9 protein-coding genes and 1 pseudogene are annotated in these 15,221 nt (G+C 65.4%); 3 read left to right on the forward strand and 7 right to left on the reverse strand.

Features of this window, described 5'->3' with window-relative positions; genetic code table 11:
* Nucleotides 1-42: 42 nt before the first annotated feature.
* Genes QFZ47_RS01390 through QFZ47_RS01400 form a run of 3 tightly spaced genes read right to left on the reverse strand, consistent with a single transcriptional unit; the run spans nucleotide 43 to nucleotide 3,190 of the window.
* Nucleotides 43-969, reverse strand: a complete 927-nt coding sequence (locus tag QFZ47_RS01390) for a hypothetical protein (RefSeq protein ID WP_307653912.1) — start codon at nucleotides 967-969, stop codon at nucleotides 43-45.
* Nucleotides 966-2,210 carry a hypothetical protein gene (locus tag QFZ47_RS01395; RefSeq protein ID WP_307653913.1) on the reverse strand — a complete coding sequence of 415 codons (1,245 nt, stop codon included), beginning with the start codon at nucleotides 2,208-2,210 and terminating at the stop codon, nucleotides 966-968. Before QFZ47_RS01395 ends, QFZ47_RS01390 begins: the two co-directional genes overlap by 4 nt.
* A gap of 5 nt (nucleotides 2,211-2,215) precedes the next feature.
* Nucleotides 2,216-3,190 carry a Bug family tripartite tricarboxylate transporter substrate binding protein gene (locus tag QFZ47_RS01400; protein WP_307653914.1) on the reverse strand — a complete coding sequence of 325 codons (975 nt, stop codon included), beginning with the start codon at nucleotides 3,188-3,190 and terminating at the stop codon, nucleotides 2,216-2,218.
* A 115-nt stretch (nucleotides 3,191-3,305) separates the two neighbouring features.
* Here QFZ47_RS01400 and QFZ47_RS01405 point away from each other — a divergent pair, with 115 nt between their 5' ends.
* Nucleotides 3,306-4,247: a LysR family transcriptional regulator gene (locus tag QFZ47_RS01405; protein WP_307653915.1), complete on the forward strand. Its 942-nt coding sequence runs from the start codon at nucleotides 3,306-3,308 to the stop codon at nucleotides 4,245-4,247.
* Here the strand turns inward: QFZ47_RS01405 and QFZ47_RS01410 are convergent.
* Nucleotides 4,244-4,810 carry a hypothetical protein gene (locus QFZ47_RS01410; protein WP_307653916.1) on the reverse strand — a complete coding sequence of 189 codons (567 nt, stop codon included), beginning with the start codon at nucleotides 4,808-4,810 and terminating at the stop codon, nucleotides 4,244-4,246. The two genes, QFZ47_RS01405 and QFZ47_RS01410, sit on opposite strands and share 4 nt — an antisense overlap.
* 172 nt (nucleotides 4,811-4,982) lie before the next feature.
* Nucleotides 4,983-5,157 (reverse strand): annotated as a pseudogene (locus QFZ47_RS28840) (IS3 family transposase); the annotation flags it as partial.
* A gap of 340 nt (nucleotides 5,158-5,497) precedes the next feature.
* Between QFZ47_RS28840 and QFZ47_RS01415 the strand changes: the two are divergent.
* A complete protein-coding gene (locus QFZ47_RS01415) occupies nucleotides 5,498-8,176 on the forward strand; it encodes an ATP-binding protein (protein ID WP_307653917.1) in 2,679 nt (892 codons plus the stop codon).
* On the opposite strand, the gene QFZ47_RS01420 is transcribed toward QFZ47_RS01415, so the two are convergent.
* A complete protein-coding gene (locus QFZ47_RS01420; RefSeq protein ID WP_307653918.1) occupies nucleotides 8,128-11,883 on the reverse strand; it encodes an alpha/beta fold hydrolase in 3,756 nt (1,251 codons plus the stop codon). The two genes, QFZ47_RS01415 and QFZ47_RS01420, sit on opposite strands and share 49 nt — an antisense overlap.
* Nucleotides 11,880-13,415, reverse strand: a complete 1,536-nt coding sequence (locus QFZ47_RS01425; RefSeq protein ID WP_307653919.1) for a metallophosphoesterase — start codon at nucleotides 13,413-13,415, stop codon at nucleotides 11,880-11,882. Before QFZ47_RS01425 ends, QFZ47_RS01420 begins: the two co-directional genes overlap by 4 nt.
* 268 nt (nucleotides 13,416-13,683) lie before the next feature.
* On the opposite strand from QFZ47_RS01425, the gene QFZ47_RS01430 reads away from it, so the two are divergent.
* Nucleotides 13,684-15,177 (forward strand): hypothetical protein, encoded by a 1,494-nt coding sequence (locus QFZ47_RS01430; RefSeq protein ID WP_307653920.1) that lies wholly within the window; start codon nucleotides 13,684-13,686, stop codon nucleotides 15,175-15,177.
* Nucleotides 15,178-15,221: the final 44 nt, after the last annotated feature.

Raw genomic sequence — 15,221 nt, forward strand, 5'->3', positions numbered from 1 at the left:
CCAGTTGCCCAGCGTGCCCTCAAGGTGAATAACGGCCTTGGTTCAAAAGGGTGAGCCCGTGCATACCAACTGAGCCAAACCGATGGCCTGCTCGCCGCCCGCGGCATACAACAAATATTCCTTGCCCTCGTCGACGAACACCGCAGGATCGCGCAACTGCTGCACCAGCTCAAAGATAGGGCCGCGGCGCGATGGCGCCTCAGGCATTGCAGCGCCCTCCCAGGCCAGTTCAGGCTGCAACAGCGTGGTGACATCCCCGTGTCTCCAGCTGGCCCAGTGGGGTCTGAGATCGACGGTGGTGTGAAGGATGCGTTCCGGCGTGTCGCCCACTCGCGTGAAATAGACGTGCAGCAGCGGGCCGGCCACACGTACCGCGCAATGCCGAAAGCTGGGCTCGAATGGCACCGGGCCAAGCTCGAAGCCGCCGTGTTCGTCCATGCGATAGAACGCCCCGGGCATTGCCAGCGCATGCTGGCGCCCTTGCCACTCGAACACGCGGAAGTAGGAAGCTCCCAGCACCTGTGGTTGCGCCGAAAAGTGCAGGCCGTCATCTGAAATGGCCAGCTTGCTGCGTTGGTTGCCGATCCAGCGCGCTGCTTCCCCGAACTGGGCTTCGTGGCCGTCCGTCTGGCCTGCAGGGAATGCCACGCCGTGAAAGTACATGCGTATCTTTCGCGCAGCGTGATCCACATGCACGTCGGGCGAGGCCACGTGATCGGAGCAACGCGAATCTGCAACCGGCAATACGCCCGGTGCATGGATGGTCCACGGGCCCAGCAGATCATTGGCATAGGCGAGCCGGATGTGCCGGCCCTGGTGGTGCGCGAAATACAGGTAGTAGCGCCCGAGCGGGTTGGGCAGCCAATCGGGCACCCGAATCAGCGACGGGCCATTGATGTTGTTGCCGAGCGAGGCGTCGAGTCCCGCATGTATCAGCGGCTGCGACAGGCAGCGCTGCGCGCGCATCATGCGACCCCCCCCAAAGTCGGGCTGGCCTGGCGATGGACGGCTTCCACCACCTCGATGTGCGCGCGGACGACCGGTGCCAGCAGACGGGCATCGACCTCGCCAAGATCGTCTGCGCGCGTGTGAAAGGCTCGCGGTATGCCCAGTACCGCCAGCGCGCGGCCGTAGCCGCGTTCCACGATCGCGCCAAGCTCGCTGACGCCAGACATTGGTGTCGTGATGCGCTCCAGCCCGGGAAGGCCGCGAAACGCCGCCCGCGCGGCGTCTTGCAGCGATTCGGTCGCCATCGTCATGCGGTTCGCGTCGGCCGAAGGAAGGTCGAAGAGCTCGCCGCGGAATTCGAGCCGGTCGCGCACCGCGAGCGCGGCGCCCAGATGAACCCATGCCAAGGTGTCGGCAGGCGCGGGGGCTTGTGCCAGCGCGCGGTGCGCGCCGGCAAACCGGTACTCGTGCGCCCCTGTATTCAGCAGGAACAGGGAGAGGTCCGGAAGGCGCTCGACGGCCCACGCCGCCATCGCCAGAAATGCCGCCGTTCCCGTACCGCGTTCGGCAACGCAGCCGAACCAGCCGGTGCGTGGCGTGGACAGGCACAGCCATCGCGGGCCGCGCCGCAGCGTGGCTTGCAGATTCGAGGTCTGCCGCACGCTCGTCTGGCCATGCAGAAACAGCGTGGCGGGCAATCCGCCGCGCGCTGCGCGCAGGAATGGTTCGGCAAGCGCCGGCGCGAGAACCGCGACGGGCACCGGTGCGACGGGTGCCCCGATACCGGCATTCAATGCCACCACCTCGCCGGTAGGGCCGACCGGCACGATGACCAGAGCGACGGCGCCCGCTGCCGACGCAGCCGCAATCAGGGGCGCAACGAGAGGTGAATCGACCGAGGCATGGCGCGCATGCGGCAAGACCAGCAGCGCAATACGGCCGGCCGCATCCATCGCCTCATACGGCGCGCGCACCACCGCCAACGGTGCGCGCAGGCCTTGCATCCCGGTTGCAGTGACGGGCGACTGCCAGTACACCGGCGCCGCGGCCTCGCCCGCGATCAGGCGGCAATCGATCGGATCGAAGAAAGGCACATCGATGTCCTGATGATCAACGCCATAGCCCAGCTCGGCGAGGCGGCCCGCGATCCACTGCGTGGCCGCCGCGTCGCCGGGGCCCCCGGAGATCTTGTCTCCGAAGGCGGCATGTCGAACCATGTCAGCCGCCAGGGTGCGGGTCAGCGCATCGATCTCTTCATCCATGCGAATCACTCCTTCTGCACACCCAAGGATGCGGCGATCTTTCCCCAGCGTTCGTACGCTTCACGGACCATCGCCGCAAATTCCGAGGGCGTCGAGGAGGCCGCCTCGTACCCACCCTTCTCGAACTCACGCTTCAGTTCGGGCGTCGCCAGCACCTTCACAAGCGCCGCGTTCAGGCGTGCCGTAATGGGTGGCGGCAGGTTCGCTGGCGCAAAGACGCCGACCCAGCCGTCGATGTCCAGGCCCGTGCCACCTTGCTCCACCAGTGTCGGCACGCCAGGCAGCAGCCGCGAGCGCTGCGGCGCCGCGATGCCGATCATCCTGACGTTGCCGGTGCGTACGAACTGCAAGGCACCGCCCGCTGCGGCGAACATGATCTGCACGCGCCCGCCGACCAGATCCTTCTGCACGTCACCGGCACCTTTGTAGGGAATGTGCACCATGTCGAGGCCGTAGTGCCTGGCCATCCATTGGCCGAAGAGGTGCGATGAACTGCCCTTGCCGAACGAGGCGTAGTTCAGCTTGCCGGGGTTGGCCCGGGCATAAGCCACGAGTTCCTCAAGGTTCTCCGCCGGCACCGACTTGTGGGCGACGAGCACGAGCGGACCGACGCTGGCAAGCGACAGCGGCGTGAAGTCCTTGAAGGGATCGAATGGCAGCTTGGCGAACGAGTGCGGATTCTGGGCGAAGGGACTCAAGGGGCTGTAGAGCAGGGTGTAGCCGTCCGCCGCGGCGCGGGCGACTTCTGCGGTGGCCATGTTCATGCTGGCGCCAGGGCGGTTCTCAACGACCACCGTGGTACCCAGTTCCTTGCGCAGCTGCTCGGCCAGGAAGCGCGCCTGCTGGTCTGTCGGCCCACCTGGGGCAAGACCGACGATGAGGCGGATTGCTTTGCCGCCCATCGGGAAATCGGCTGCGGTTGCGCTCATCGTTGGCAGCGCCAGGAAGGTGGCAAGCAGCGCGGCAAAACATCGTCTCATCAGACCTGTCTCCGTTGTTGGCGCGAGAGCGCCGTTGACACAGCATAGGTCGCATGGCACTTATGAGAACAGTGATATATTTTCAATTAGTTATAACTTAATGGAATGCCTTGCCATGCAGGACGAGCTCGACAGCCTTGTGTCACGCCTGCGCTTCCGGCATCTGCGGCTGCTGGTGGAACTGCATCGCTGCGGCACCCTGAGCAAGGCCGCCGCCACGCTGCATCTGTCTCAGCCCGCGTTGAGCAAGACGCTCAAGGAGGTCGAGGAGGCCTTCGGGTTTCCGTTGTTCCGGCGCGGCGCTCGCGGCTTGGCGCCCACGACACGCGGCGAGGTGATCGTGCAGGGCGCGGCAACGCTGCTGGCGGCGCTCGGGCATCTCAGCGAGGCGGCACACGCCTCGAGCGAAGAACCCGTTGCGGTGTTGCATCTCGGCGCACCACCCGCCGTGGCGGCCGGCGGCGCACTGCCCGCTGTGCTGGCATTGCTGCAGGCTCGCAGTGAACGCGTTGTCGTTCGGCTGCGCGAGCAGGCCGTACCGCAGTTGTTCGAGGCCCTGTTGCAGGGAGAACTCGATGCCTTGTTGACCTCGTTCAATCAAGCAGCGTTTGCCGCCAAGCGAGCCACGCGCCTGGTCTACAAACGTTGTGCAGAGCACGAGTATGTGGTGATCGCCCCGCCCACGCATCCCTTGGCAAGAAAAAGAAACGTCGGATGGGATGCGCTTGTGGATGGCCAATGGATCATGCCGGAGCCGGCGCTGCTGAGCCGCCAGGCGCTTGAGAGCCAGTTCCTGCGGGCGGGTGTCGCAGTACCGGCACCGTGCATCGTCTCGAACAACCCAGCCACCAACGTGCAACTGGTGGCAGCCGGGGCGGGGCTGGCCGCAGTGCCACGGGCCATGGCCACGGCAGAACAGCGCTTGGGGCAGATCGCGGTTCTTCGCGTCGAGATGACGCCTTCTCGAGTGCCGGTCGCGCTTGTCTACCGAGCCGCGTCAGCCGGTGATCCTGTGATAAAGCTGCTGCACGCTGTCGTTCACGAGCTCGCGGTTTAGCATCCTCCAGCTTCTTGCGGATGCCGGCCGTCGATATGCTCGCCGCCGGCCCGTCGTCCCAGACGATCTTCAACACGGCGAGCCCCTGCTTCGCCGCCCAGGAGTGGTCGCCGAGCACCGCCACGGTGTTGTCGATGCGAACCACCTGGCGCACGGCCATCGACCTTCTCGGCCGCATCGAGGCGCTTGAGCGGACGCCCGATGAGCTTGAACGCTTCGGGTGCCTTGAGCGCAACCTGCTTGGGCAACGGCAAGCCGGCCGCTCGCTGGCTCAGTTGCCCGTAGCTGAGGTGCCGACCGCTGGATGCGTGAATCACGACGCCGTCCTGCGCGCGGCACTCGGCTGCCGCGACGCGCCATTCCTGTGCCGCCGCCTCGATGAGCATGACCCGCACCATGGCGCCTGCCGTTCGAAGCGGCTCCCAGGCACCCTGAACCGAGTTGGAGCCCCCCGTGATCTGCGCACCGCCGGCGCGAGGGTTGCCATAGCGGGAAGCATCGGGCGGCGCATGCGCAAGCCTGACGCGAGCGAGCGAGATTTCAAGTTCCTCGGCGATCAGCATCGACAAGGCCGTGTGAGGCGTCAATTCAGCATTCGCGAGCGGTTAATCGACCGCCTTCGACACCGGCGAACCATGGTCCTCTTTGATCAAAAAAAAGCGCTTCAAAAAGAAGCGCCCCAAGATGCAAAGATATCTCTCTGTCCGACAAGGATCGTCATTGCAGCCGAGGCCCCTTCGGCAGGCGCCTCGCCAACCACTCATGCACATCGAGCCGCTGCTCGTATTCGCGGTACCAGCCTTTCAGGGCATTCTTGGTTGGGGAACACAGCTGACGGATGGTCGCCCTGATGCGTTTGCCGAGCTTGATACAGCTCGACCGCTCGAATCCTGTCCTCGTATGAATACATGAACTACCTCCTGGTAGTCCAAGTTTTTGTCAGCATCCCACCTGAATGTGACCCAAGCTCGAAAAGACTGAGGCATGTCCGAATTTTTGCCGCGGTTTGAAATGCCTGTAGTGCTTCGGCGTTGCTATGCCACGTTCAAAAAAACTTCGCACTCGTCTAAAAGACTGGTACTCCCGAGGCGATCTTTTCTACGTCCGTCTGGATCGTGCGGGAAATGCACGGTTGCCGAGAGGTTCCCTTAAGATTCGTTCCAATCTTGATTCGCCGCGAACGTCATCCGCGTTCTGCGCGGAGCCCTTGTCAGGACTGCGCACGGATTCAACTCTCAGCGGACCCTCACATGCAAGAGATTTATCGAATCGGTCTCGCCGAGGTGCGCCCTACCGAACGTACCGTATTCCTTGACGGTGAGGAGGTCGCTCTCGGCACCCGCGCCTTCGACCTGCTGCTGGTACTTATCCAGCACCGCGATCAACTGCTGACAAAGCAGGAGTTGCTTGATCGCGTCTGGCCCGGGTTGGTGGTCGAAGAAAACAACTTGTCCGTTCAGGTCAGCGCGCTGCGCAAAGTGCTCGGCGCCAAATTGATTGCGACTATCCCCGGGCGGGGCTATCGCCTCAGCGCGCAGGTGGATCGTGTGGCGGTGCCCGACGCCGCCCGTCCCGCACCCGTCGTCACGCCGGACGCAACAGTCCCACCTATGCCGAAGCCACCATCCGCATGGCGCGGTTCCGCCGCGATCGCGAACGTTCGCGCGCCGCTGCTGGGCCGCGACCGGGAACTGGCTGAGCTGATCCAAGTCGCCACGGAGCATCGGCTCACTACCGTCGTGGGTCCTGGTGGTATTGGCAAGACCCGATTGGCGGTCGCGACCGCCCACACGCTGTCGGCTTCATTCGCCGACGGCGTTTGGCTTATCGAGCTCGTGGGCTTGCGCCCGCCGGCCGACCTGGCCAGCCAAGCCGCCCAAGTGCTGGGCATCCAGTTGGCAGGCACGCGCCCGGCCATCGAGGAGTTGTCCGAGCGCCTGCGCGACCAGTCGGTTTGCCTGGTACTGGACAACTGCGAGCATGTGATCGACGAGGCCGCCATTTTCGCGAAGGCCTTGCTGAGCGGCACGCGCGGTGTGCACGTGCTCGCCACCAGCCAGGAGCCGCTGCGACTGGACGTCGAGCACGTGCTGCGAGTCGGTGCACTTCAGGTCCCGGCCAGCGGAACACGCGCTGATGAAGCCTGCGGAGCCGGCGCTATTGCCATGTTTCGCGATCGCGTGCGCGCCGGCAACTCCCGCTTCGACATCGACGACAGCAATGTCGCCACCGCCATCAAGATCTGCCGCGAACTGGACGGCTTGCCTCTGGCCCTCGAATTGGCGGCCGGTCGCGTGGCTCTGTTGGGGGTGGCCGGAGTGCATCGCCAGCTTGCGAGTCGCTTTCGCCTTCTGACCAGCGCGCAACGCCACCGCGACGCGCGCCACCGAACGCTGCGCGCGACGCTCGACTGGAGCTATGCGCTGCTCTCCGAAAGCGAACAAAGTACCTTCCGGAGACTGGGCGTGATGGTGGGTGGCTTTGGCCTCGAGTTGGCTGAACAGGTTGCCGAGCAGCCGGCGGGGACGGACGCCGGCGCCTGGCTCGATGCGCTGGGGGCGCTGGTCGACCGCTCGCTCGTGGTCGTCGAAGGCGATGCACGACCGCGCTTCCGTCTGCTTGAAAGCGCGCGTGCCTATGCCCTGGAGAAGCTCTCCGAGGACGACCAGCTGGCCGCGATGCGCACCCGGCACGCGAATGGCCTGCTACGGGCCCTTCGAAGCCACCTCTCGCTGCGGGGGGCCGAGCGCATCACGCAAGACGAGTGGACGATGACCTTCGCCCCCGAAGTGGACAACCTGCGTGCAGCCATCGAATGGACCAGCGGACCGGATGGCGACCCGTCGCTGGCGCTCGGCCTGTTGGCAATGGCAGCACCGCTGATGTACCAGCTCGGCCGCTTCAGCGAATGCCTCCAGTGGTTCCAGGCCGGGCGCTCGCTGCTCGGTCCGGCCACGCCCGAGACCGCACGCGCCAACTTCGAGTTCGGCCTGGCCGTCGTCGGGCTATATGCATTGCCCTACGACGAGCGCATGGCGCTGCTGAACTCGGCCGGCGCCGTATTCAAGCAGCACAGCCAGTTCGACCAACTCGTCGCGGTGCATTGCCTGACGGCTTTCATCAGCGCGGTCGCCGGGCAATATGCCAAGGCGCAGCAGCACCTTGATGCGTGCGAGCCCTTGTTCGTTCAGTTTCCTGCGCTCGGTGCCATGCGTGCGCGCTGGCTGTTTCCATCGGCGGTCGTCCATCTGGGTCAGGGCAATGCGGCCGCGGCGTTGGCGTGCATCGAACGTGCCATACCGCTCGCGCAGGCGGCAGGCGACTCGCGCACGGAGGCCTACCTGCTCACCAACCGCGGCGTCGCCTTTCATCTGGCAGGACGGCTCGAGGACGCCGAGCGCTGCCTGCTCGCATTCCTGGATTCACGCGAGGCACGCGCCAAGTTCAGGATGGCGGCCTCGGAGGCCTTCGCGCATTCGTACCTGATCCGCCTGGACGTGGAGCGCGAGGCAGTGGACCGCGCGACGGAGCGCCTGCGAGAAGCCTTGCCGCTCATGCGTCGCGCCACTGGCGCACGCCAGTTCGCCGGCACCCTGGCTTACCTCGCGGCGGGACAGGGGCGCCTGCGTGACGCCGCCATGCTGCAGGGTGCCGATATCGCGGGCCGCAAGCACCGCGGCGAAGCAACGCCATGGCTGGAACACAAAGTGGCTTCGGCCGTCCGCGACCGCGTGCTTGAATTTCACACCCAGACCGAGCTGGCTTCCTGGTATGCCGACGGCGCGCGACTGGATGAGGCCGCCATTGCATCGCTGGCACACGGCGAGCAAGTCGCAGGCGATGCCGGCAACGCGCTGCGCCTGTTGCTCGCCCGGGCACGTCAAGGCGACGCGTCTCCTCGCTCCAGCTCCGCCAACACCCAAGGGTAGACATCGCGCGCGGCGTGGCGCCCGACGAAATTGTCCAGGTGGCCGTAGCGCTCCATCACACGGCGCCGGTACCACCGCGGCCCGTTGTGCTGCGCAAGCCAGGCCTCGGTGCGAAGCGACGATTCGGGGTTGAACAGGGTATTCAACCCACCGGACATGAAGCTGATGGGCAGGGCCATGCGGTGCGCCTTGTCGGCCGTGAGATAGGTGTCACCGCCCTGCGCGTCGACCACGCGTCCGCGCTGCATGATCAGCGCGAGCTGGTCGAAGACGGACAGGGAGATGGGGCCGAACATCTCGCCCATGGCGAAATGCGTTCCCTCATTCAGATGTTCATGCAGGACCACCGGTCCGAAGAACGCATTGATCCGTTTGCACACCGGGCTCTTGCAGGTCTGCCCCCGCGGCACCGGCACACTCCAGGCCATGACATCCACCTCGCGGTCTGCCTGCGTCGTGCCCGGCACCGGGGAGAAGAGGCCGCCAAGCTGCCGACCGTGCTCCAGCAAGCGCGCCAGGCCGATGTCGGTCTTGGCCTGGTTGAGCCAATAGGTCAACGGGTGCAGCGTGACTTGCGAAGAAACCACCGAGCGCACGCCCTGCAGTCCGTCCAGCAGCGCCATCAGAACGCTCATCGAACCCACGCAATGCCCCACCACCTGCACCGTGTCCGCACGGGTCGCACGGCGCACGAAGTCCACCGCTGCCGGCCAGTCGGTGCGGGCGATGTCGTCGATGCAGAAGCTTTGTTGCGAGCCCACGGCATCGGGGCTGCCACGGTAGTCGAAAAGCCAGACGTCGTAGCCCCGGGCACACAGCGCTTCGGCCAGACTTTCCGATGTCGTCGTGGCCGTCCAGGATGAGGCCCGCATCGCCACGCCAGCAGCAAGGATCACCGGCCCCTTGGCACCCGCCCGGTAGCGGGTGAGCCGAAGCACCACGCCATGGGCCAGGTCCAGCGGAAACACCTGCGCGACCGGAAGCCTAGGGATACGTCGCGAAGAGATCGGGGGTGCGGGCGATGTCGACGCTTTCGTGGCCGCCGCCAGGTCCGACAACAACCCGCCGTAAGCGCGAAACACGGTGCGGCCGAAGAATCCGGCGAACTTGGCCAGGTAGGCGCGATCGATGGCCGATCTGGCTTCCGGAAGCAGATTCTCGAGGTATCCATCGAGATCGTGCGGCGGGCTTGTCGAGAGCGTGTTGGCTTGCCAGATGAGATCCTCCAGGCCCAGCGAAAGAATGCCCTGCGCGATCCGGCGCGGCGTGGGGCCCGCTTCATCGATGTCCACGAAGAGCGTGGTGAGGTCGGTCCACGGCGAGGATCCGGGCTGCTGGTGCAGCCATTTGGAACCTGCAAAGCGCAGCGGGGTCGCGTCCGGCCGCACAAGCGCCATCTCGTAGCGCATGGTCCAGGTCTCCACCGTTTCCGGCGCAGGAGGCAGCAGTCGGAAATGGCCGCTTTGCACCTGCATGGGCGTGGGGCTCAGCGCCATGCACGTCACTTGTCCGGTGATCTGCGCCTCGTGCGAAGAATCGCTGATCATGCGGTAGAGGTCCTCGGTGCGAATGGTGAACTCGAAGTCCAGCGCGTGGCCGGCAGCGCGCCCCCAGGCGGCCGACAGCTCGTAGCGGCTGACCAGCCTGGGCGGCAGGCCCTCGCCCAAGCCGCCTTCGCATTCCAGGCTCACGAACCCCTGCATGCGCTCGGTGAACTGAAAGCTCGGACTGAGGTATTCCGGGTGCTCGGAGATCAAGTTCGACAACAGCTTGCGCGCCGCGTCGATCGCACCTTCTTTCAAGTGCTGCAACGCTGTCTTCAGCAGATACTCGGCGCCCTCCTCCAGTTGCACCTGCAGGGATGTGACGCTCTCCGGCGCCGCCGTTTCATCCGTCGTGTAAGGCAGTGGCCGGGCAGCGGGCAGCGTGAGATCCAGCGTCCAGCCGCGCGAGTCGCACAGGCGCTGGCAGCAGCGTTCCGCCAGCGCGCCGATGGTCAGCAGCGGGTTCACACCCGCGGCCGCGGGCAGCAAGGAGCCGTCGCAAACATAAAGCCCCTCGTGCACATCGCTGCCACTGGTGCCGGCATAGACCTGCCCGTCCGCATTGGTCACACCGCGCTCCGCATCGTCCGCCATTCCACAGCCACCCAGCGGGTGAACCGTGATGAGCTTGTGGCCCAGGGCATCGCTCCACAGCGGGTTGGGCAGGAACACACCCTTCACCGCTTCGTTGGCCTCGGCCAGCCAACGATGGTCGTTGGCGATGGTGGAACTCATGCCGGCATCCGGCCAGTGAATGCGAAGACGGTCGTCGACCAGCTTGAGCTCGCCACCGGCGTCGTCCACGCTCATCACCAGGTAGGTCTGCGTGCGGGCGACCGGGCCGATGTAGGATTGCTCGGTGAGGGAGGCGGGATGGTTCTGCACCACGTCGCCCAGTGCCTGCGCACTTTCGAGACGCGTGGCGGCCTCGCTGGCGCCGTATTGCGTCTCGCCCCCGACCATGGCGCTGGCCGCGAAAAGCAAGGGCGGCATCAGCGACGCCAGCGCACCGGGAATCACCCCTTCCTCGATCACCAGGCCCTCGCGCGGATTCTTTTCGCGGCGCGCATCGATCACGCCGGTGATGCATGGGCCGGGCATTTGCTCGGGCTGCAGCTTGTTGCTGCCCGCGCCGATGCCGTAGACCGGGACGGGTTGGCATTCGCCATTCGGACCGGGTTCGCCGGTGCGCCAGAAGTTGTCGTACCCGAGCGCGAGCACGTCGCCGTTGCCCGAGAAAGAGCGGCCGACGCGATCCGACAACGCAAGCCCACGCGCCTTGGATCGCAACAGGATCTCCGTCGAACCCAGCGCCCCCGCTCCCAGCATCACGATGTCGGCCAGGACGCTGCCAGCCGAGGCAGGCTCGGATGGCAGTCCCGCGCGTGCCGTGCGCAGGGGGATCGCCTCGAAATGCACACGCCAGCGCGTGCCCTCTCGCTCCAGGTGCGTGATGAGCGCGCCGGTGAACACCTGCGCGCCGTGACGGCACGCGTCGGGCAGGTAGTTCATCAAGGTCGTGTTCTTCGCGCCGACGTTGCAGCCGCTGGTGCAGTCGCCACAGTTGTTGCACGCCGGCTGTGTCACCCCGAAGGGATTCAGCTGATCCTTGAAATTGACCGCGAGAGGCGCACGGCGGAACGGACGCCGCAGCGCACGCGCTGAATGTTGCAAGGCCCGCATCTTGTTGAGAACGGGTGCCTTTTCGGGGTAGGGTTGCACATCGAGCACGGAGCGCACGCGCTGCGCATAGGGCTCCAGCACGCCAGGTTCGGTGCGGAACGGCGCGGGCCATGCCGGGTCGTCGAACAGCCGCGGGTCCATTTCCAGCGCGACATTGGCATTGATGAGCGAGGTGCCCCCCAGTCCGCAGCCCACCATCGCCAGCATGTCGTCGTTCATGCGCAGATCGAACAGGCCATCGCGCGGCCCCAGCCTGCCGCGCTGGCCATCCACCTGCAGATCGGCCTGTGCGCTGTGCAGGTCGTTGGGGTACTCCCCGGGCGCAATCTCGCGTCCACGCTCCAGGACGCAGACGGTCCGGCCCGCACGCGCCATTCGAGACGCCGCAATGGCGCCCCCATAGCCGGAGCCCACGACGACCACGTCATAGCTGTCGCCGATCTCGGCGAGCGGACGCGAGATGGTCTGGTAACCGTTCATGCGCAGCCTCCGTTCACCGCCATCGGGGGTCGAGCGTGGTGTCGCGACGGGCCGATATCACCACCGCCCGCCGACGGGTCGAAGAACTCGTCCAGCAATTCACGCGCGTGGCGCTGTGCAGCGGCCACCACGCAACGGGTGAAGTGCTCCCAATCGCCGGCGTGATGCGCCAGGGCCTGATCGAGCGCAAGCACCAAGGGGTTGTCACGGTCACTGGGGGTCCCCGTGCCGGCAGCGTGAACGGCAGGGCTGGCACCATGCACCGGATCATTGAACAGCCGCAGCGACGCGAGGTTGAGATCGCCATCGATCAGCACGATGGCCGCGCCCTGCGGGCTCGTCATCGTGGGTTGATCCATCACCCAGCCGCCCGTGTTGTAGACCTTCACCGGACGCGCCAACCCGGGCACGGGCAGCTCGTCCTCGAAGGGCTTGTGCGTGTGGCCGTAGACGAAGCGCAGGTCAATGTCCTGCGGATCGATGCCCTCGCTCTTCAACTGCGTCGTCACCGCTCCCCCGAGGTACCACCGCAGATGAGCGGCGTCGTCGGGCGTGACCAGGCGTCGGTAGTCTCCGCGCTGGGCTTCGGCGCCACGGACCAGCGTGGCGTCCACCACCCCGCTGACGGCCTGCTGCACGGTGACGCCCTGGATCAAGGGCATCACGGCGGCAACGTCCAGGGTCTCGCCGAGGCGCTCGGTGATCCATCGTGCGAGATGCTGCGACCAGCGCTGTGATGCGCCCGCGTCGCGCATGATTTCATAGAGCTTCTCGGACTCCGGTCCCACGGCGCCGGCGTTGCCGAGGTCGGACCAGAGGAAATCCACCCACGCGCCGTTGCGGGCCTCGATCTGCTCCACGGTCAACGGCCGCGGCGGTGCATGGGGCGGCCGCGGCGTCTGGTGCTCGACCAGGATCGACATCGCGCGGTACATCGGGTCCACATAGTGGCCATGGTGCAGCACCACCGCACGACGGCGCGCCGCATCGACCAACCCGAAGTTCGGATAGGCCAACTCGAAACTGAGGTCGCCCAGCCCCGGCTCGGTCCCCGCCAGCGCGGCCAGCAACTCGCAGCTCGGCCAGGAGCGACCAGGCACATCCATCAGCGTCGTCATCTGCGGCATGTCGGCATCCACCGCGCCGGATCGCGCACGGCTCACGAAGCTCTGATCCTGCGCCATGCGCCACAGGTGATGGTCGTGATTGCCCGGCACCACCCGTATTCGCGGCGACAGGCGCAGTCCCTGGCTGCGCAGTCGCGCCAGTTCGCGCAGGAACATGCGGAACGCCTGCGACACCGTGTTCATCGGCGACAGGCCCATGTCGAGCACATCGCCGAGCAACACCAGCGTCGGAGGCTCGTCGTCGCACAGCGGCACCAGCGTGGAAGCCAGCGCATCCATCAGCGCCACCAGGGTTTCGCAACGCGCTCCCGGTGCCACATGACCCGCACCGTCGATCCCGGTGAGCAGGCTGTAGCTGGCACCCAGGTGCAGATCGGAAATGCAGATGTGACGCAAGGCGGCCATTGAAAGCTCCTGGTGCGGTCGCCCCTTGGTGCCCCTGGCGAGGCGACCTGGCTGACAACGAAAAAAGACAACTCCCTGCCCGATCGATCGAATGGGTTTCGTCACGAGCACCGCCGCACTCGGGAATGCAGGTGCGAACCCTTTAGGAACGTTTAGCAACACTTTAAACCGTTTAGAGCACTCCGTTCCTACGATGACTTCACGAACAGCCCACCGATTCCCAACCACCGAGCGCAGTGCTCGATCAACCCTCGAACAGGAGAACGCCATGCCTTCCACCATTCCCTACGACCCGACCCTCGCACTCGGCAACCTCGTGACGCAGGAGCGACTCGATCTGCTTTCGCAGATCGCGGCCAAGCAAAGCCCGGCGGACGACGCCGAGGATCACCTCAATGACCTGATCACCCTGCGCCGCAGCTTCGACATGACCATCCAGGAGTTGATGGACATGGACGTGGATACCTCCGACATGGCCAAGCAGCGCGGCGAGGTCAACAAGCAGATCACGGCCGCCGCGGTGGAATACAGCAAGGCCAAGATCCAGTCCGAGCAGGACATCCTGCCGCTCAAACGCAAGATCAAGACTGTGAGCTCAGGGCCCGAGAGCCCGATCGACTACAACCGCACGCAGATCAAGTCGCTGCCTATTTCGGCCGACTCGATGAAGATGAACGTCCAGTACTTCGCCTTCGACAAGAATGCGCAGAGCAGCCAGACCCATGCCGCGACCGTGGCCTCCTTCGTCAGCGATGAAACATCGTGGCTCGGCGACTCCATCTCCGGCGCTGCAAGCACGGCCGCACAAAGCCAGACCAACAGCCAACACCAACGCCATGACATCGCCGGCACGCTGGTGATCAGCGCGACCTGCACCCACAAGAACGCGCAGGTACTGGCCCCCTTCATCATCGACGTCGACAAGGCCATCCGGGTCTGGAATGTCTGCCACCCGGATCTCTTCATCGACACCTCCACCGCCTCGTCGCTGGCCACCATCGCCAAGCAGGTGGAAAAAGACCAGGACAAATGCCTCACCTTGCTCTCGGGTGCCATCTATGGCTCCTGCTTCATCGGCATGGTGCACGTGCTCAACACCACCACCACCGACTCCAGCGAAGACATGTACTCGGTGGCCAGCAAGCTGCAGACCTCGTTCAAGATCGGCGGTTGGTTTGCCGACGAGCAGGGCGGTTTCGGCGTGGAGAACAGCTTCTCGAACGATGCGAAGAATCTGCTGAGCGCGCAGAACATCACCTCGCATTGCACGTTGTACGCGATGGGCTCCATCCCTTCGATCAAGTCCAACCAGGTGCAGATGAGCGTCAAGGGTTTCGTCGACAGCGACGGCGCCAGCAGCATGGCTGCGCTGGCCAAGCTTCAGAACGCCACGTCCGCGGACCAGGACTCGGTCGATTCCGCGGCCAACGCGGCCCGGACCGGTGGCCAGTTCGTGGCGATGCAGAACTCCAAGGTGACCGCTGCACTGTCGGCCTTGAACGACATCGACAACTCGCAGAACAACATCATCGACACCAACTCGATGATGGTCGCCTTCGAGGACTACGTGAACAAGGCCCTGGCCGGCAACATCGGCGTGCCGATCATGTACTACACCAAGCCCATCACACGGGTGCAGCTCGCGCAGATGTGGGTGGCCAAGTACTTCCCCGGCCGCTACCTCTCGATTGCCGGCGACGACTCGACGCCGGCTGCGTCTGGCGCCGCGCCCGCGCCGGCGCCCGAGGCGGCGACAGCCTGAGCGCCTATCTCCCCATTTCATCAGTCGACCAGAAAGGACAAATC

The organism is Variovorax paradoxus (assembly GCF_030815975.1).
In the GTDB taxonomy this organism is placed as follows: Bacteria; Pseudomonadota; Gammaproteobacteria; order Burkholderiales; family Burkholderiaceae_C; genus Variovorax; species Variovorax paradoxus_N.

Bases quoted from the DNA above. Each gene is read 5' to 3' on its own strand.
- QFZ47_RS01400 (WP_307653914.1), bottom strand. From the start codon at position 3,190: ATGAGACGATGTTTTGCCGCGCTGCTTGCCACCTTCCTGGCGCTGCCA.
- QFZ47_RS01390 (WP_307653912.1), bottom strand. From the start codon at position 969: ATGATGCGCGCGCAGCGCTGCCTGTCGCAGCCGCTGATACATGCGGGA.
- QFZ47_RS01425 (WP_307653919.1), bottom strand. From the start codon at position 13,415: ATGGCCGCCTTGCGTCACATCTGCATTTCCGATCTGCACCTGGGTGCC.
- QFZ47_RS01430 (WP_307653920.1), top strand. From the start codon at position 13,684: ATGCCTTCCACCATTCCCTACGACCCGACCCTCGCACTCGGCAACCTC.
- QFZ47_RS01405 (WP_307653915.1), top strand. From the start codon at position 3,306: ATGCAGGACGAGCTCGACAGCCTTGTGTCACGCCTGCGCTTCCGGCAT.
- QFZ47_RS01415 (WP_307653917.1), top strand. From the start codon at position 5,498: ATGCAAGAGATTTATCGAATCGGTCTCGCCGAGGTGCGCCCTACCGAA.
- QFZ47_RS01395 (WP_307653913.1), bottom strand. From the start codon at position 2,210: ATGGATGAAGAGATCGATGCGCTGACCCGCACCCTGGCGGCTGACATG.
- QFZ47_RS01410 (WP_307653916.1), bottom strand. From the start codon at position 4,810: ATGCTGATCGCCGAGGAACTTGAAATCTCGCTCGCTCGCGTCAGGCTT.
- QFZ47_RS01420 (WP_307653918.1), bottom strand. From the start codon at position 11,883: ATGAACGGTTACCAGACCATCTCGCGTCCGCTCGCCGAGATCGGCGAC.